The sequence below is a fragment of the Aliiroseovarius marinus genome, assembly GCF_004360145.1.
Taxonomy (GTDB): Bacteria; Pseudomonadota; Alphaproteobacteria; order Rhodobacterales; family Rhodobacteraceae; genus Aliiroseovarius; species Aliiroseovarius marinus.
In genome coordinates, this window is sequence record NZ_ML178713.1 from 182,794 (window position 1) to 200,458 (window position 17,665).

At 60.9% G+C, this 17,665-nt stretch carries 17 protein-coding genes; 11 read left to right on the plus strand and 6 right to left on the minus strand.

Annotated elements, in window-relative coordinates; translation table 11 throughout:
• Positions 1-113 precede the first annotated feature (113 nt).
• The 8 genes from EOL43_RS04290 (at position 114) to glmM (ending at position 10,526) form a co-directional block, all read left to right on the plus strand.
• Positions 114-1,058: a glycine--tRNA ligase subunit alpha gene (locus EOL43_RS04290; protein ID WP_133485901.1), complete on the plus strand. Its 945-nt coding sequence runs from the start codon at positions 114-116 to the stop codon at positions 1,056-1,058.
• Positions 1,055-1,522, plus strand: a complete 468-nt coding sequence (locus tag EOL43_RS04295) for a DUF6446 family protein (protein ID WP_133485903.1) — start codon at positions 1,055-1,057, stop codon at positions 1,520-1,522. The genes EOL43_RS04290 and EOL43_RS04295 overlap by 4 nt, the downstream gene beginning before the upstream one ends.
• 5 nt (positions 1,523-1,527) lie before the next feature.
• Positions 1,528-3,753, plus strand: coding sequence for a glycine--tRNA ligase subunit beta (gene glyS, locus EOL43_RS04300; protein ID WP_133485905.1), 2,226 nt, complete (start codon positions 1,528-1,530; stop codon positions 3,751-3,753).
• A 141-nt stretch (positions 3,754-3,894) separates the two neighbouring features.
• Positions 3,895-6,453: a putative PEP-binding protein gene (locus tag EOL43_RS04305; RefSeq protein ID WP_133485907.1), complete on the plus strand. Its 2,559-nt coding sequence runs from the start codon at positions 3,895-3,897 to the stop codon at positions 6,451-6,453.
• Between the two features lie 73 nt (positions 6,454-6,526).
• Positions 6,527-7,177, plus strand: a complete 651-nt coding sequence (locus EOL43_RS04310) for a cell wall hydrolase (protein WP_133485909.1) — start codon at positions 6,527-6,529, stop codon at positions 7,175-7,177.
• Between the two features lie 89 nt (positions 7,178-7,266).
• Positions 7,267-8,166, plus strand: coding sequence for a dihydroneopterin aldolase (locus EOL43_RS04315; RefSeq protein ID WP_133485911.1), 900 nt, complete (start codon positions 7,267-7,269; stop codon positions 8,164-8,166).
• Complete coding sequence (gene folP / locus EOL43_RS04320) at positions 8,163-9,167, plus strand: dihydropteroate synthase (RefSeq protein WP_133485913.1); 1,005 nt, start codon at positions 8,163-8,165, stop codon at positions 9,165-9,167. The genes EOL43_RS04315 and folP overlap by 4 nt, the downstream gene beginning before the upstream one ends.
• Positions 9,168-9,182: 15 nt before the next feature.
• Positions 9,183-10,526 carry a phosphoglucosamine mutase gene (gene glmM, locus EOL43_RS04325; RefSeq protein WP_133485915.1) on the plus strand — a complete coding sequence of 448 codons (1,344 nt, stop codon included), beginning with the start codon at positions 9,183-9,185 and terminating at the stop codon, positions 10,524-10,526.
• Positions 10,527-10,535: 9 nt separating this feature from the next.
• On the opposite strand, the gene EOL43_RS04330 is transcribed toward glmM, so the two are convergent.
• From EOL43_RS04330 to ilvC, 3 genes are all read right to left on the minus strand, one after another.
• Positions 10,536-11,072: a hypothetical protein gene (locus EOL43_RS04330; RefSeq protein ID WP_133485917.1), complete on the minus strand. Its 537-nt coding sequence runs from the start codon at positions 11,070-11,072 to the stop codon at positions 10,536-10,538.
• Positions 11,073-11,134: 62 nt separating this feature from the next.
• The gene (locus tag EOL43_RS04335; RefSeq protein ID WP_133485919.1) at positions 11,135-12,037 is read right to left on the minus strand and encodes a DMT family transporter; all 903 of its coding nucleotides are present in this window, start codon (positions 12,035-12,037) and stop codon (positions 11,135-11,137) included.
• Positions 12,038-12,144: 107 nt separating this feature from the next.
• Positions 12,145-13,167 (minus strand): ketol-acid reductoisomerase, encoded by a 1,023-nt coding sequence (gene ilvC, locus EOL43_RS04340; RefSeq protein ID WP_133485921.1) that lies wholly within the window; start codon positions 13,165-13,167, stop codon positions 12,145-12,147.
• Positions 13,168-13,306: 139 nt separating this feature from the next.
• On the opposite strand from ilvC, the gene EOL43_RS04345 reads away from it, so the two are divergent.
• The 3 genes from EOL43_RS04345 to EOL43_RS04355 are packed head-to-tail and all read left to right on the plus strand — an operon-like array spanning position 13,307 to position 15,402.
• Positions 13,307-13,762 (plus strand): Lrp/AsnC family transcriptional regulator, encoded by a 456-nt coding sequence (locus tag EOL43_RS04345; protein WP_133485923.1) that lies wholly within the window; start codon positions 13,307-13,309, stop codon positions 13,760-13,762.
• On the plus strand, positions 13,759-14,214 hold the full coding sequence (locus EOL43_RS04350; RefSeq protein WP_133485925.1) for an Lrp/AsnC family transcriptional regulator: 456 nt from the start codon (positions 13,759-13,761) through the stop codon (positions 14,212-14,214). Before EOL43_RS04345 ends, EOL43_RS04350 begins: the two co-directional genes overlap by 4 nt.
• A gap of 60 nt (positions 14,215-14,274) precedes the next feature.
• Positions 14,275-15,402 carry an aminotransferase class V-fold PLP-dependent enzyme gene (locus tag EOL43_RS04355; protein WP_133485927.1) on the plus strand — a complete coding sequence of 376 codons (1,128 nt, stop codon included), beginning with the start codon at positions 14,275-14,277 and terminating at the stop codon, positions 15,400-15,402.
• Between the two features lie 51 nt (positions 15,403-15,453).
• Here the strand turns inward: EOL43_RS04355 and EOL43_RS04360 are convergent, their stop codons facing one another.
• The 3 genes from EOL43_RS04360 to EOL43_RS04370 all read right to left on the minus strand — a co-directional run bounded on the left by EOL43_RS04360 (position 15,454) and on the right by EOL43_RS04370 (position 17,614).
• Entirely contained in the window at positions 15,454-15,654 is a 201-nt protein-coding gene (locus EOL43_RS04360; protein WP_133485928.1) for a hypothetical protein, read from the minus strand.
• Between the two features lie 98 nt (positions 15,655-15,752).
• Positions 15,753-16,952, minus strand: a complete 1,200-nt coding sequence (locus tag EOL43_RS04365) for an FAD-dependent monooxygenase (protein ID WP_133485931.1) — start codon at positions 16,950-16,952, stop codon at positions 15,753-15,755.
• Positions 16,953-16,966: 14 nt separating this feature from the next.
• Entirely contained in the window at positions 16,967-17,614 is a 648-nt protein-coding gene (locus tag EOL43_RS04370) for a pyrimidine 5'-nucleotidase (protein ID WP_133485932.1), read from the minus strand.
• Positions 17,615-17,665: the final 51 nt, after the last annotated feature.

The following is a 17,665-nucleotide window of genomic DNA, read 5'->3' on the forward strand; positions in this document are numbered from 1 at the left end:
TGCCACGCTGGGGCAGGAAAACCCAACCCTTGTGCCCGTTTCCCGCGTTGACCCGACCCAGACCAACGCCTATTGAGTGGCAGACTTTGTACAAACCAGTTCAGGGCAGCGCCATGGCCACGACCAAGACCAAACCGCAATGCTTTCAGGAAATCATCCTGCGGCTTCAGAATTACTGGGCCGAAAAGGGCTGCGCCGTGATGCAGCCTTACGACATGGAGGTCGGCGCAGGGACGTTCCACCCAGCCACCACGTTGCGCTCGCTGGGCTCGCAGCCGTGGGCCGCCGCCTATGTGCAGCCCTCGCGTCGTCCGACAGATGGCCGCTATGGTGAGAACCCGAACCGTCTGCAGCACTATTACCAGTACCAAGTGCTGATCAAACCCAGCCCGCCTAACCTGCAAGAGCTGTATCTGGGCTCGCTCGAAGCCATTGGCATCGACATGGAGCTGCACGACATCCGCTTTGTGGAAGACGACTGGGAAAGCCCGACGCTGGGCGCGTGGGGTCTGGGTTGGGAAGTTTGGTGCGACGGCATGGAAGTCAGCCAGTTCACCTATTTCCAGCAGGTCGGCGGCCATGACTGTAAGCCGGTCTCGGGCGAGCTGACGTATGGTCTGGAACGTCTGGCCATGTATGTGCTGGGCGTCGATCACGTGATGGACATGCCGTTCAACGCGCCGGATGCGCCGATCGCGCTGACCTATGGTGACGTGTTCAAGCAGACCGAAGAAGAATACGCCCGCTGGAACTTCGACACGGCCAACACCGACGTGCTTCTGCGCCATTTCGAGGAAGCCGAGGAAGAGTGCCGGATGATCCTTGATCAGGCCTATGACGACCCCAAGACCGGCAAGCGCATCATCATGGCGCACCCGGCCTATGACCAATGCATCAAGGCCTCGCACCTGTTCAACCTTCTGGACGCGCGCGGGGTGATCTCGGTCACCGAACGTCAGGCCTATATTGGGCGTGTGCGTGCGCTGGCAAAGCTGTGTGCGGATGCCTTCGTGCAGACCGCTGCTGCGGGTTGGACACCGGAAGGGGACGCGGCGTGAGTGGTCGCCTGCTTGGGAGCTTCATCGTGATAACCGCCCTGATCTCTGGCGGCTTGATCTACTGGATCCAGCTTTACGCCTTCTATGACGAGGTCTCGGCCGAGGACGGGATCCGCATGACCAATCTGGTCACCGGCCAGCCTGAAATCGTGCTCTACGACAGCTTTGAAGGCATCGATGCCGACAGCTCGCCCCTGCGCTATCGTGGCTGCTTTACCACCACGATGAGCCTTGCCATGCTGACCGAAACTTTCGTGCCTTATGAAGAGGCCACGCCCCTGACCGCACCCGGTTGGTTCGACTGCTTTGACGCAGTCCAGATCGGCGCAGATATCGAACAGGGCAACGCCTTGGCCTTTCTGGGCGAACGTAACATCAAAGATGGGGTCGACCGCGTCGTCGCCATCTATCCTGACGGCCGGGGCTTTGCCTGGCATCAGCTGAACGAAAAATATCAAGAGTAAGCACCATGCCTGACCTGCTGATTGAACTCTTTTCCGAAGAAATCCCGGCCCGTATGCAAACGCGCGCGGCGGAGGATCTGAAAAAGCTGGTGACAGACGGTCTGGTCGAGGCTGGCCTGACCTATGCCGGGGCTGCTGCCCTGTCGACGCCGCGCCGCCTGACGCTGGCTGTCGAGGGCCTGTTGGCGCAATCGCCGGACACGCGCGAAGAGCGCAAGGGTCCGAAAGTGGGCGCGCCGGACAAGGCCATCGAGGGCTTCCTGCGCGGAGCAGGCGTGACCCGCGATCAACTGGAAGAGCGTGAGACCCCCAAGGGCGCGGTCTATTTCGCCACGATCGAAAAGAAAGGTCGCCCCGCGGCCGAAATCATCGCGGAAGTTCTGGAAAACGCCGTCCGCAACTTCCCGTGGCCCAAGTCGATGCGCTGGGGTTCCGGCAGCTTGCGCTGGGTGCGTCCGCTGCACTCGATCCTCTGCATCCTGTCGGACGAGGCAGGCGCCACCGTGGTGCCGCTGGACGTTGACGGGATCGCCTCGGGTGACACCACCGAGGGCCACCGCTTCATGGCGCCGGGCCGTTTCGCGGTCACTGGCTTTGCCGACTACGAGGCCAAGCTGAAAGCCGCCAAGGTGATCCTGTCGCCCGCCGAGCGTGCCGATCACATCTGGGCAGAAGCGCAAAACGCCGCCTTCGCCCAAGGGATGGAGATCGTGGAAGACAAAGGCCTGCTGGCCGAGGTCGCCGGTCTGGTCGAATGGCCCGTTGTCCTGATGGGCGACATCGCCGAGGACTTCATCCACCTGCCGCCCGAAGTGCTGCAAACCTCGATGAAAGAGCACCAGAAGTTCTTCTCGGTCAAGAACCCAAAAACGGACCGGATCGAGAAGTTCATCACCGTTGCCAACCGCGAAACCGCGGACCACGGCGCGACCATTCTGGCAGGCAACCAGAAAGTGCTGTTCGCCCGTCTGGCAGACGCCAAGTTCTTCTGGGAAAACGACATTCGCGTGGCTGAAGCGGGTGGTCAGCCGTGGCTCGATAGCCTTGGCAACGTGACCTTCCACAACAAGCTGGGCACGCAGGCCGAACGCATCGACCGCATCGCCGCCATGGCACGCGCGCTGGCGCCGTCGGTGAATGTCGACGCCAAGCTGGCTGAAAAAGCCGCTCGTTGGGCCAAGGCCGATCTGTCTTCGGAAATGGTCTATGAGTTCCCGGAACTGCAGGGCCTGATGGGCAAGTACTATGCAGCTCCCGCCGGCTATCCGACTGAAGTCGCCGATGCAGCACTTGAACACTACTCGCCGCTTGGTCCGTCTGACGATGTGCCATCGGCTCCTGTCTCGGTTGCTGTTGCTATGGCTGACAAGCTGGACACGCTGACCGGCTTCTGGGCGATTGATGAAAAGCCCACCGGCTCGAAAGACCCGTTCGCGCTGCGCCGTGCAGCACTTGGCGTCATTCGTCTGGTGCTGGACAACAACCTGCGGGTTGAGTTGGACAAGCTGTTTGACGCGCAACTTCTGCGTCACGAGATTGCCCTGAACGAAGACGGAGAGTCGCGCGCCGCGCTTCTGCGTGATCTGGACAACGAGATCGCGGACCACGGCGTGTTTGGCGCCGCCATCCGCACCATTCTGGACCATTTCGATGGCGATCTGTCCAAGCATCTGGCCGAGGTTAAGGATAGCCTGCCCGATGTCTCCAGCGATCTTCTGTCGTTCTTCCACGATCGCCTGAAAGTTTACCTGCGCGACAAGGGCATCCGCCACGACGTGATCGACGCCTGTCTGGCGATGCCGGGCAATGATGACCTGACACTTCTGGTCAAACGGGCCGAGGCGCTGGCCACGTTCTTGTCGACCGAAGATGGCGAAAACCTGATCCAAGGGGTGAAACGCGCGTCGAACATTCTGGCCCAGGCCGAAGAAAAAGACGGTGTCGAGTACTCGTATGGCGCGGATGTGAAGTTCGCCGAGGATGACAGCGAAAAGGCGCTCTTTGCTGCGCTGGATGCGGCCGAAGCGGCGATCACCCCGGCGATGGAGGCTGAAGATTTCGCTGCTGCCATGACCGCTATGGCCGCCCTGCGCGCGCCGATTGATGCGTTCTTTGAGGCCGTGCAGATCAACGCGGACAATCAGGTGATCCGGCGCAACCGCCTGAACCTGTTGTCGCGTATCCGCATGATCTGCGGTGGCGTGGCGGATCTGTCGAAAATCGAGGGCTGATCCTCTTCCTCTTGCTCAAATACCTCGGGGTGAGGCCGCAGGCCGAGGGGCAGCGCCCCTTACCCTTGCTGCATTTGTCCGATGCCCCCCTTGTGTGACGCCGCATCCGCGCTATGGTGACGGGTGAAAGGCGGTGCTGCGGTGCAGAAAGATCAAGACTTGGGTTTCACGGAAATCACCCCGACGGCCGAGATTGAAACGTCTCGGCATGGGGGGCGGGCGAAGTGCCTGCAACGGCTGATCCGGCTGGATATGCCGGTGCCGCGCACGGTGGCACTTGATTTTGACGCGGTGCATGGCGTTTCGGCCGGAGAACTTCCCGATCTGGACGCGATGATGGAGCTGTTTGGCCCTGATCCGCTGGTGTCGGTGCGTCCGTCATCCGAGGATCCTGACTGGGGCGGACCGGGGGCCATTCTGAACATCGGGATGAACGACAAGGTGCATGCCCACCTGATCGAAAGCCACGGGGAAACCGCCGCCAACGCGCTGTATCTGCGGTTTATCCAATCCTATGCCGTGCATGTCGGGCGCCTGGACCCGGATGAGTTTGACGCCTTGGACACGCCGACCGCCGACACGTTGCGCGAGGCGCTGGAGCTTTATGAAGAAGAGACCGACGAATACTTCCCGCAAGATCCAAAGGTTCAGCTGAAGGAAATCCTGCGCTCGATGGCGCGCGCATGGGAAGGCACCACGGCGCGACTGTTGCGTCAGGCCAAAGGGGCGCCTGCAGATGCTGGGCTTGGGCTTGTTGTGCAGAAGATGGTGCTGGGTGTCGGGCAGGGGATTTGCGGCTCGGGTGTGATCCAGTTTGTGAACGGCACCACCGGACATCGCGAAATCCGTGGCCGTTATCTTTGCAAAAGCCAAGGACGTGATGCGCTGACAGAAGCTGAAGACCGCGATGTCATGTACCTGACCAAGGACCCGCGCGGTCGGTCCATCGAAGAGGTGCTGCCGCAGAATTTTGCGGACCTTGTCCGCTATGGTGATTTCTGTCGCGCCCGCCTGCGCGAAGAGATGGAGATCGAGTTCACCATCGAAAACGAAGAGCTGTTCATTCTGGACGCCGTGCGCGTGCCGCGCTCGGAACGGGCCAATGTCCGCATCGCGGTTGGCTTGGCCAAGGACGAGATCATCACGCGTTCCGAAGCCGTGTTGCGCATTCCGCCCCGCGCTTTGGCCGAACTGCTGCACAGCCAGATCGACCCAGAAGGCACCCGCGACCACTTTGCCAGAGGTATCGCGGCCAGCCCGGGGGCGGCAACGGGCAAGATCGTATTCAATGCCCGCGCGGCGCAGACATTGGCGTCGCAAGGGGAAGACTGCATTCTGGTGCGCCGCGAGACCAGCCCTGAAGACATTCGCGGGATGCATGCGGCCAAGGGTATTCTGACCATTCGCGGCGGGATCACCAGCCACGCCGCCGTGATCGCGCGTGGTCTTGGCTTGCCCTGCGTTGTGGGTGCTGGGGACTTGACCTTGAACAAGCGCAAAGGCGAGTTGGTTAATTCGGATGGGCGTACGCTTCGTGAAGGTGACGTGATCTCGATTGATGGTAGCGCCGGCGAGGCCTTGGTAGGTTCCGTCGACATGCTGCCGCCTGAACTGGGCGAAAGCTTCCAAACACTGATGACATGGGCGGACGAGCTGCGCGACATTGGCGTGCGCGCGAATGCCGACACGCCGCCGGATGCGCGCAACGCACGGATGTTTGCCGCCGAAGGGATCGGGTTGTGCCGAACCGAGCATATGTTCATCGACGATGACCGCCTTCTGGCCATGCGCGAGATGATCTTTGCCGATCACACCGATGACCGACGCGCCGCGCTGGACCGTTTGCTTCCCATGCAGCGCGCTGACTTTACCGAGCTGTTCGAGATCATGCAGGGCCAGCCGGTCTGCATCCGCCTGTTCGACCCGCCCCTGCACGAGTTCCTGCCGCATGGCCGCGAAGGCCTGCGTGAATTGGCCGAGGCGCTGGACCTACCCTTGAAAGATGTCGAGCGCCGCGTGGCTGGTCTGCGTGAATTCAACCCAATGCTGGGCATGCGCGGGGTGCGGCTTGGTGTCACGGTGCCTGAAATCTATGACATGCAGGCACGCGCCATTTTTGAAGCGACCGTCGAGGCCTCGAAATCCGGGGCGCCGGTGGTGCCCGAAGTAATGATCCCGCTGGTGTCCGCCAAGCGCGAGGTTGAGATCGTGAAGGCCCGTGTCGATGCGGTGGCCGCAGCTGTGCGGATCGAGACCGGTGCCGACTTCACCTATCGTTTGGGCGTGATGGTGGAAACGCCGCGCGCAGCCCTGCGGGCGGGTGAAATTGCCCAGCACGCGGCTTTTATGTCCTTTGGAACCAATGACTTGACCCAGATGACCTATGGTTTGTCGCGTGACGATGCGGGGCGTTTTATGGGCGAATACGTGTCTCAGGGCGTGTATGAGGAAGACCCGTTCCACATGCTAGACGCGGATGGGGTTGGCGAGCTTCTGGAAATCGGCGCGAACCGTGGCCGGACCGAGAACAGCGACCTGACCCTGTCGATTTGTGGCGAACATGGCGGTAACCCTGAAAGCATCCGCTTCTGCCGCGATGCGGGATTTGACTATGTCTCGTGCTCGCCCTTCCGGGTGCCCGTGGCCCGCTTGGCGGCGGCCCATTTGGCGATCACATCTCCGAAACCTAATGTAACGTAGATCGCGCAGGCCTAGACGTACGGATAGTAAACACCTATGTGACCCGGCGAAATTGTCAGGGACGTGTTGTTCTATGCGTATTACTTGGAAATCTCAGCTACTGGCTGTTGTTGCAGTAGCGGCGAGCGCGCTTATGCCTGCTTTGGCCTCGGATTCTGACCCGTCGGCCTCGCCCTTCGGTGCTGCGCTTTTGCAAGAGCATTCGGGACTGGGTGCAATGGGAAGCGCGAAGCTGAACGCGATTTCGGTGTTGCCTAAGATGCGCAAATCCGGTTCGGACAGCTTCGAGCGCTCGGTCGCGTGGTTGTCCGCGCAGCCCGCGCCGAAACAGGATGCCGAATGGACCTGCCTGACAGAAGCGCTGTATTTTGAAGCCCGTGGCGAAAGCATCTATGGCCAGTTCGCCGTGGCCGAGGTGATCCTGAACCGTGTTGATGACGCCCGTTTTCCGAACACGATCTGCGGGGTGGTCAACCAAGGCACGGGCCGGAAATTTGCCTGTCAGTTTACCTATACCTGCGATGGCCGGGCCGAGGTCATCCACGAACAGACCGCCTATGACCGTCTGGGTCGCATTGCGCGTGCGATGATTGATGGTGCGCCGCGTGACCTGACGCTGGGCGCCACGCATTACCATACCAAGGCTGTCGCGCCGCGCTGGGCACGTGCGTTCCAGAAAACCGCCTCGATCGGCGTGCATCGCTTCTATAAGATGCCCGGCTAAAGACGTCTGATCGCGCCGATCCGTCGCTTTGGGCTGGCGTTTCGGGGCGCGTTCGGGGCATGGTCCTGCCAAGTAAAAGAGGACATGCGATGACCGAGGCAAGCTTGGCATTTTCTGACTTAGAAGCACGCGCGCGCGCCATGGCGGGGGATGCGCCTGCGGACCGTATTTCCGTGCGCGACCATGTCGTCGACGTGGAAATCGGTGCCTTTCAGGCCGAACGTGGCGTGACGCAGCGCCTTAGCTTCAGCGTGGTGGTCGAGGTTTCCGATCACGGCGGAGCCGACACAGACGATGTGGACGACATCCTGTCCTATGACACGATCACCGAAGCGATCATGGCCGAGCTTGAGGCCGAGCGGCTGAACCTTCTGGAAACTCTGGCTGAACGGATCGCGCAACGCCTTCTGCTGGCCCCGCAGCCCCAGCGCGTGTTCGTGCGGATTGAGAAGCTGGACCGTGGTCCCGGTAAGCTGGGGGTCGAGATTGTGCGCGACCGCAATAGCGGTGACGCCGAGGTCGAGGCACAGGATGCCCCGGCGCCCATTCTGCTCTTCCTGTCCTCGAACGCCCTGAACGACGAGGGGCTGCTGACCTTCCTCGATCAATTCGAGGAAGATGGCGCGCCGACCATCCTGATCGTCGATGCGGAGCTGCCGCTGGTGCAAGACAGCTGGGCCGCGCGTAACATCGTGCTGCTTCAGGCGGATCAGGCGGCGTGGCAGCTGGCGACGATTGATCCGCGTGCTGTCCCGGTGGGAACCCGGACCGAGCTGGACTGGGGGCTGAAGAACGGGCAGCTTAGCGTCTGGGCGCCGTCCAAGATGGTGCTGGATGCGGTGGATGCGCCCGTCGCGATCTCTCTTCCCGATCTGACCTTGTGGTTTGCTGAGCAGGTGCAGGCCTGCCAGATCCTCTGGGTCGGTTGCGACGCGCCTGACACGCCGGGTATCGCATCGCATTCTGTCATGTTGGAGGACCTGTCATGAGCCAACGCATTCAGCCCATCGCCCGCACGGGCCGTCCGTTCTCGGGTCAATCTTTGTGCGGCAGCGACAGCCTGTGGTTCGATCAGGTCTTAGAGCGCCAGCGCGGGGGCGAGGTGCGGACGGTCGACCTTGCCGATCTGGATACTACCGCAATTCAACGCCTCAGCGCCCCGCGCCCGACGCTGTGCGGCCTGACGCTGGACCAACCGCGCCTGATGGGCATTCTGAACGTGACGCCGGACAGCTTTTCGGACGGGGGCGAGCTGGACACCATTGAGGCTGCGGTCACCCGCGCCCGCCAAATGGCTGGCGATACCGACATTCTGGACATTGGTGGCGAAAGCACCCGCCCCGGCGCGGAAGAGGTGGCCATTCAGGAAGAAATCCAGCGTACCGCGCCGGTGATTGAAGCGATCCGTGCGGCGGGCGTGACCACGCCGATCTCAATCGACACGCGCAAAGCCCGCGTGGCCGAGGCCGCGTTGGATGCAGGCGCGGATATTGTGAATGATGTGTCCGCCTTCACCTTCGATCCCGAGCTTGCCGACCTTGTGGCCGAACGCGATGTGCCCGTCTGCCTGATGCATTCACAGGGCCGACCTGAGGATATGCAGAACGATCCGCGCTATGACGACGTGCTGTTCGACGTGATGGACTATCTGGAAGAACGTATCAGCTTTGCGGAAGGTAAAGGCATCAAACGTGAGCGGATTATCACCGATCCGGGCATCGGTTTCGGTAAGACTCTGGAACACAATGTGACTTTGCTGCGTAACCTGTCGCTGCTACATGATCTGGGTCTTCCGGTGCTGCTGGGTGTGTCGCGCAAGCGTTTCATCGGCACCATCGGACAGGCCGAGGTGGCCCGCGACAGGGTTGCTGGATCCGTGGCCGTCGCGATGCATGGCATCGCGCAGGGCATGCAGATTTTGCGGGTCCATGACACATTTGAAACACGGCAGGCATTGCGCCTTCACGCAGCCATGACCGAGAATAAGTAAGAACAAGGCGGCAGTATGGTCGAAAAACTCTTCGGAACCGACGGAGTACGTGGGCTGACGAATTCCTGGCCCATGACAGCAGAGATGGCGTTGAAACTGGGGGCGGCTGCGGGCCGTCACTTCCGACGCGATCATTCCAACGGGCACCGGGTCGTCATCGGCAAGGACACCCGTCTGTCGGGCTATATGCTGGAGAACGCGCTGACGGCGGGGCTGACCTCGACGGGTATGAACGTGCTGCTTTTGGGGCCGGTGCCGACGCCGGCCGTGGGGCGTGCGACCCATTCGATGCGGGCGGATCTGGGCATCATGATCTCGGCCTCGCACAACCCGTTCCATGACAATGGCATCAAGTTCTTTGGCCCCGACGGCTTCAAACTGTCGGATGAGGACGAGGCCGAGATCGAGCGCATGGTCCACGATGGCGTCGACCCGGTGCAGCCGCAAAACATCGGCCGCGCCAAGCGGATCGAGGAAGCCCGCCAGCGCTATACCGAATATCTGAAAACCACCTTCCCGCAGCACAAGCGCCTGAACGGCATGAAGGTCGTGATCGACTGCGCGAATGGCGCGGCCTATCGCGCGGCGCCTGACGCCCTGTGGGAGCTGGGGGCCGAGATCATCCCCGTTGGTGTCTCGCCCGACGGGACGAATATCAATAAGGGCTGCGGATCGACCGACACTGCTTTGGCGGCGCGTACCGTGCTGGAACATGGCGCGGATCTGGGCATCTGTCTGGACGGCGACGCGGATCGCATCATGATCATCGACGAGAAGGGTCAGGTGGCGGACGGTGATCAGCTCATGGCACTTTTCGCGACGCATTGGGCGTCTGAAGGGCGCTTGAAGGGTGGCAAGCTGGTCGCGACGGTGATGTCGAACCTCGGGTTAGAACGCCATCTGGCAGCGCAGGGGCTTGAGCTTCTGCGCACCAAAGTGGGCGACCGCCACGTGGTCGAAGCGATGCGCGCGGGCGGCTATAATCTGGGCGGCGAGCAGTCTGGCCATATCGTGATGACGGATTATGCGACCACGGGCGACGGCCTGTTGGCGGGGCTTCAGTTCCTCGCGTGCATGGTCGAAACCGGCAAGCCTGCGTCTGAACTGTGCCAGGTCTTCGAGACCGTGCCGCAGATGTTGAAGAACGTGCGTTACACCTTGGGCCAAACCCCGCTTGAGGTCGACAGTGTGAAAGCTGCCATCGCTGATGCCGAAGGCAGGTTGAACGGAAAAGGACGGCTGCTGATCCGCAAATCCGGCACGGAACCCCTGATCCGCGTGATGGCGGAGTGCGAAGATGACGCCCTTCTGTCGCAAGTCGTCGACGGCATCGTCGCCGAGGTCGAGGCCGTCACCTAAGCCCGCCCCCTATGGCTCTTGGATGAGCGTTGGGCGCAGGAAGACGATCAGCTCGGCCTGCGTCGCGTAGGCGCGGCCGACCCGTGTCCTGAACAGTGCGTCAAGGCCGGGTATGTTCTTTATCGCCAACTTTCTGGCGCGTTGTTTGATCTGCCACTCGATGTCGTCATGGGTGACTGCGCATCGTCTTGGGAGCGGCGTGTTGGAAACTGGGCGCAACGCCAACAAGTTTTCATACAGAAAGACATCACCCCACGGCACAGCACCGGCCAGTCGTGCGGGTAATGTTGCTCGCAAGCTGTTTAAGGCAAGCGCCCCAAGCAAGGCGGATGCGACCGGGAATTGAGGGAAGTTCCTTCTCAGGTTCCATCCGTATGGGCCAGCCGCCGTCAAGGCAAGCAAGGCGATCGGTACGATCCGTAAGCCATTGCGAATAAAGTGAATGCGGGCTTCGGAAATGCGGCGTTCACGTTGGGTGGCAAGCAGCAGGTTGGGTGTGCAAATCGCAGCTGCGCTTGCATGCGTAATAAGAGTTCTTCGTTTCATGACAATCCTCCCCTTTAGGCAGGGTATCACGATTGCCGATATTCACGAAATCCGCGGCGCGTTCAGCGCCCCGCCAACATCTTACGCAGGCTGTACCATTGGCTGATCGCCAGTCCTGCCATGATCAGGGCAAGCGCTGCGAAGAAGCGCAGCGGAAGCGCCTCGGACAGGATCCACGCGCCGAAAACCATCGACCATGCGGGAACTTGGTAGTTCACCAGCGTCATGAAAACCGAGCCCGCGCTGATGATGATCGCGACACGCAGAAGTGTTGCCAGTGCTGTGGGTAGAAGCCCCAAGGCGACGATTGCCAGCCCCGAGCGGGTGCCTTCCCATGCCGGCCATCCTTCGGTCATCAGCATGATTGGGAACAGGACAACCGATCCCACCACAAGTGTCAGCGCCGCCAATACCAGCGGATCAATCGGCGGGCAGCGGCGCGTCAGGATCGACGCAATGGAATAGCACAGCGCGGCCCCGATACAGGCCAGTTGCGCGAGGGGTTCTGTCCCTTGTCCAAGTTGCGCCAGCCCCGGTCCGATCAGAACCAGCGCGCCGCAAAATCCCAGCGTAACCCCGATGAATTTGCGCATGTTCAAAGGTTCGTCCGAGAAGAAGTGAGCCAAGGGCAACACCATCAACGGGATCGAGGCCATGGAGAGACCAGCAAAGGCCGATGGGACGTATTGTTGCCCCCAGCTCAGCAGCACGAAAGGCAACGCGGTGGACAGAATGCCAACGATCGAGATGATCCACCACAATGTGGCGTCCCATTTTGGCATGCTGCGCCCCGTTGCCATGACCAACCCCAGCAACGCTACAGCGCCCAAAGTGGTGCGCGACGTGGCGACTGTCACCGGGCCGTACCCTTCAAGCGCGATAGCTACGACCATGAAGGTGCCACCCCAGATCAGACCAAGGGCAATGACGCCCGCCCAGTCGCGGGTGGTAGGATTGTCGGTCATGGAACCTCGCAGTGATGCGCAAAGAAGAAAGGGCGCCCGGTGTCGGACGCCCCACTTGATCTTTAGTTGCGATGGAAATCAACCCACCGCGTGACCGTGTTCAGGTCTTAGTTCTTTTCTTGGTCAACCAGCTTACCAGCCGAGATCCAAGGCATCATGTCGCGCAGTTTCTTACCGACAACCTCGATCTGGTGCTCGTCGTTGTGACGGCGGGCAGCTTTGATGGTCGGCTGACCAACAGCGTTCTCCAGCATGAAGTCACGCACGAATTTACCGGTCTGGATGTCTTCCAGCGATTCTTTCATGGCTTTCTTGGTGGCTTCGTAAGGCAGGATGCGCGGGCCGGTGACGTACTGGCCGTATTCTGCGGTGTTCGAGATCGAGTAATCCATGTTGGCGATGCCGCCTTCATAGATCAGGTCTACGATCAGCTTGGTTTCGTGCAGACACTCGAAGTAAGCCATTTCCGGTGCGTAGCCGGCTTCAACCAGAGTTTCAAAACCGCAACGGATCAGCTCGACGATACCGCCGCACAGAACAGCCTGCTCGCCGAACAGGTCGGTTTCGCACTCTTCACGGAAGTTGGTTTCGATGATGCCCGAGCGGCCGCCACCGATGGCCGAGCAATAGGACAGGCCGATTTCCAGCGCTTTGCCGGTTGCGTCGGTGTCAACAGCGACCAGACAGGGTACGCCGCCGCCTTTGACGTATTCGCCGCGTACGGTGTGACCCGGGCCTTTGGGGGCCATCATGATCACGTCAACGCCTTCTTTCGGCTCGATCAAGCCGAAGTGAACGTTCAGGCCGTGAGCGAATGCAATCGCTGCGCCCGGCTTGATGTTGTCGTGAACGTATTTCTTGTAGGTTTCAGCCTGCAGTTCGTCGGGCATGGTGAACATGATCAGGTCACACCAAGCAGCTGCTTCGGCGATGCCCATAACTTCCAGACCTTCAGCTTCGGCTTTCTTGGCCGATGCCGAGCCTTCGCGCAGGGCAACAACAAGGTTCTTGGCGCCCGAGTCGCGCAGGTTCAGCGCGTGTGCGTGGCCTTGCGAGCCGTAGCCCAGGATGGCAACTTTTTTGTCTTTGATCAGGTTAATGTCGCAATCGCGATCGTAGTAAACGCGCATATCGGGTGCTCCGTTGCATGAGTTGTTCTCTGAGGCCGCATCATAGGTATGAATGGGCAGGGTTCGAGATGAATAACGGGTATATTTTGCGAAAAATTATGGCTAACTATTCGTCAATAGGCATGATAATAGAAAATTCATGTTAGATGATCTCGACAGACGAATTCTGCGACAAATGCAGGCGGATCCGACTCTCGGCGGGTCCGAGTTGGCAGACCGGGTGGGTTTGTCCGCGGCACGCTTATCGCGCAGGGTCGAACGACTGCGCGATCAGAAAATCCTGCGCGGCCCGCGTGCGGTGATCAACTGGCGTGCTTTGGGCTATGAGGTCGAGGTCAGTCTGCGGGTGACGCTCGATAAGACCCAGCCCCGCGCTTTTGATGATTTCATCGACGCCGCCCGCGCCATCCGGGAAGTGATCGAGATCCAGACCTTCGTGGGCCGCGTCGATGTGCGCCTGTCCGTCATCGCCCGCGACATGCCGCATTATCAAGGCATCTATCGCGACCAAATTCTGGCGCTGCCGCACATCGCAGATATCGAGGCCTTGATGCATGTGGCGCGGATCAAATCGGATGAAAGCCTGCCGCTATGACCGAGTTTGACGAGATTGATCTGGCCCTGCTGCGCCTGCTGGCCGAGGATGCCACGCAATCCGCTGGCGCTCTTGGACGCGAAGTGGGCCTGAGCCAACCTGCCGCGTGGCGCCGTATCAAGCGCCTGACCGATCTTGGTGTCATTGCCGGACGGCGGCTGGATCTGGACCGCGAGGCGCTGGGGTTCGGCGTGACCGTGTTTCTGGGCGTGAAGCTCGCCACCAAGGGGCGAGTCAGTCTAGACGATTTCGAACGCGCCGTGTCAGCGATCCCCGAGGTACAGACGGTCGAGCACGTACTGGGTCTCTATGACTACCGCCTGCGGGTTGTGGCCCGCGATATCTCGGATTTCGAACGTGTGCTGCGGCGCCGGATCATGACCATGCCGGGCGTGGGGGATGTCGAGGCCAACGTGCTTTTGTCGGAAGAACGACGGCCCGGGCCGGTTTGAAGACTTTCCTGCTGCCGGATTCTGGTTAATGTTGTCCACTCATTGCGAAGGAGACCTGACATGCCCGCACTTCTGCCCGACATTGATCCTGATGGGATGCTTGAGTTTTCGGTCGTGTTCACCGACCGATCCCTGAACCACATGTCCCAAGCCTTTCAGGGCGTGATGACGGACATCTCGACCACGTTGAAAGAGGTCTATAACGCCGATGCCGTTGCGCTTGTCCCCGGTGGCGGCACCTACGCGATGGAGGCTGTTGCGCGTCAGTTCGCGACCGGCAAGCGGGTGATGGTCATTCGCAACGGGTTCTTTTCCTTCCGCTGGAGCCAGATTTTCGAGATGGGGGCGATCCCGTCAGCGGAAACCGTGATGAAAGCGCGCCGCGTGGGCAACGCTCCGGACGCACCCTTTGCGCCTGCTCCAATTGACGAGGTCGTCGCGAAAATCAAGGAAGAGAAGCCAGACGTCGTGTTCGCCCCGCATGTGGAAACCGCGTCGGGTATGATCTTGCCCGATGACTATATCACAGCGGTGGCCGATGCCGTGCACGGCGTTGGTGGGATCTTCGTTCTGGACTGCATTGCCTCGGGCTGTGCGTGGGTCGACATGAAGGCGACCGGCGTGGATGTCCTGATTTCGGCCCCTCAAAAGGGCTGGTCGGCCCAGCCTTCTGCCGGAATCGTCATGATGAACGACACCGCGCGGGACATCGCGAAAGCCGCGACCTCGACCTCGTTCGCGGTGGACCTGGGCAAGTGGCTGTCGATCATGGAGGCCTATGAAGGTGGTGGGCATGCTTATCACGCGACGATGCCCACCGACGCGCTGCGCGCGTTTCGCGATACGATGCTGGAAACCAAGGAATATGGGTTCGAAAAACTGCGAGACGCCCAGTGGGAGCAAGGGCGCCGTGTCCGTGCGTTGCTGGCAGAGAACGGCATTAAATCCGTGGCTGCCGAAGGGTTCGAAGCGCCGGGCGTGGTCGTGTCTTACACCGCAAATCCCGACATCAAGGCGGGCAAGGCCTTTGCTGCCGAAGGTGTGCAGATCGCAGCAGGTGTGCCGTTGATGGTGGACGAGGGCGACGACTATTCGTCCTTCCGTTTGGGTCTCTTCGGGCTCGACAAGCTTTATGATGTCGATGCCAGCGTGGCCCGGCTTGAGGATGCGCTGAAGAAAGTGCTTTAAATACAAAACGGCGCGCCTTCCGGACGCGCCGTTTCTTTGTCCGGGGCGGGCTTAGCCCTTACCGCCTGCCATGATGACCAGCAGCAGATAGATCACGGGGACGGTTGCCAGAGCAACAAGCCCCACGCCCATCACACCTTTCAGAAGGAAGCCCCCGACAAGGGCGGCAAGGATCGCGCCGATGATCATGAAGGCGATTTTCTCGGCGCGGGCGTCTTTGGCTTGCTGTTCCGGGGTCAGTTCGGTTGCCATGGTAAAGTCTCCTGTTCACGTTGCGGGGCGTATATCCTGCATGTGTTCAGAAGGTGGAATGCGACAATCCTGTCATGTGACGGCCTGCCGCAGGTGGGTTAGCTTGGGCCAAGCCCCGCCCGCATCACGCGCTTGCGCATGGGGGCCACATCATGCACCGCTTTCAGGCCCAAAAGGCGCACGGTTTGCATCACACCGTCGCCAGACCGCGTGACCCGGTTGAACAGGTCGATGGCGCGGGCGCGGCGGGCGATGTCGGGCGCGCGGGCGGCGTCATAGGCCTTCATCATCGCGGGATCACCTAGGGCGCTTGGATCGGCCTCGGCCAGTTCCAGCAGGGCGATGACGTCATTCAATGACGTGTTCAGCCCCTGCGCGCCAATCGGGGGCAGGGCATGGGCGGCTTCGGCAACCACGGCCACACGGCCTGCGACCAGCTGATCCGCCGTCTGCGTGACGATCGGCCAGACCGAGCGGTTGCCTTCCAGATGCATCCGCCCCAACAACCCGGTCGAGCGCTGGAACATCACATCTTCAAACTCGGCCACATCCATGTTCATCAACTCGACCGCACGCGGACCCTTGTTCATCCAAACGATGGCTGATGCCGGTTTGCCATCCATGTCGGGCAGCGGCACGATGGTGAAGGGGCCGCCCTCGTTATAGATCTCGGTCGAGATGTTGCCGTGCGGCAGGTCGTGCGTGACTGTGAAGGCCAGTGATTTCTGTCCATAACGGGTGGTGGACACCGTGATCCCCGCGGCTTCGCGCAGGGGCGAGAACTTGCCATCCGCCGCGATCCCCATTCGGGCGCGCACGCGGTCGCCGTTCGTGAGGGTGACGATGATCTCGCCGGTGCGCTGCACCATCGAGCGGAAGCCCGTGCCGTAGAGCGGCGTGATCAGCGGCTGGTTTTGCAGATAGGCCCAGATCTCGCGCCGGACGACCCAGTTCATCAGGTTCCAGCCGAAAGGCTCGTCCCCCATATCGTCCGAGCGGAACACCCGCCGGTCGCGCACTTCGGGCGGCCAGCCGGTCGTGTCGATCACGGCCAATTGGTCCAGCGGCTTGGCATGGTCTTTCAGATGCGGCCAGAGGCCCACGCGGTCGAACAGTTGGCGGGCAGGGCGCAAAAACGCGGTAGACCGCAGGTCGGATTTATCTTCATTCGCCGTGGTGACGGGTACGAAGGGATCAGCCATGACCACGCTGAACCCAGCAGCGGCAAAGGCGGCTGCGGACACCTGACCGGCGATCCCGCCGCCCGAGATGAAAATGTCAGCACGATGTTCGGTCATGATGTGTCCTTTGGCTACTTCACCAGCCGCTCCAGAAACGCGGTCAGGTCGTCGGTATGGTGGTGAATGTGATCGGCGGGCTCGGGCGTTGGCGCGACGTGGACGGTTTTCATGCCCAGTTCATGCGGTACGGCCAGATTGCGGGGGTCGTCTTCGAACATGGCGGCGACATCGGGTTTCACGCCGTCGCGCGCAAAGACGGCATCAAAGGCGGCGCGGTCGGGCTTTGGGTGGAAATCAGCGTGCTCAACCCCATAGATTGCGTCAAACAGCCCCGACAGTCCGCGCGCGGCCAGTACCTGTTCGGCATAGGGGGCCGAACCGTTGGTATAAACGATCTTGCGCCCCGGCAGGTTGGTGATGTGGCTGGCCAGATCGTGGTCGGGTTCCAACGCATCAAACGAGATATCATGTACGTCATGCAGATAGGGACCGGGATCCACCCCATGCTCGCGCATCAAACCGGCCAGCGTGGTGCCATGCTCGCGCCAGTATTTTTGGCGCAGGCGATCCGCCTCGGCCCGGTCAACGCCGAGTTCATCCATCACCCAGTTGGTCATGCGCACTTCGATCTGGTCAAACAGCCGAACCCGCGGCGGGTACAGCGTGTTGTCCAAGTCAAAAACCCAGTGACTGACATGAGAGAACAGATCGGCGACCATGGGGGGAAAATAGACCGCCGCCGGGGCAGGTTAAAGGTCTTATTCGACGAA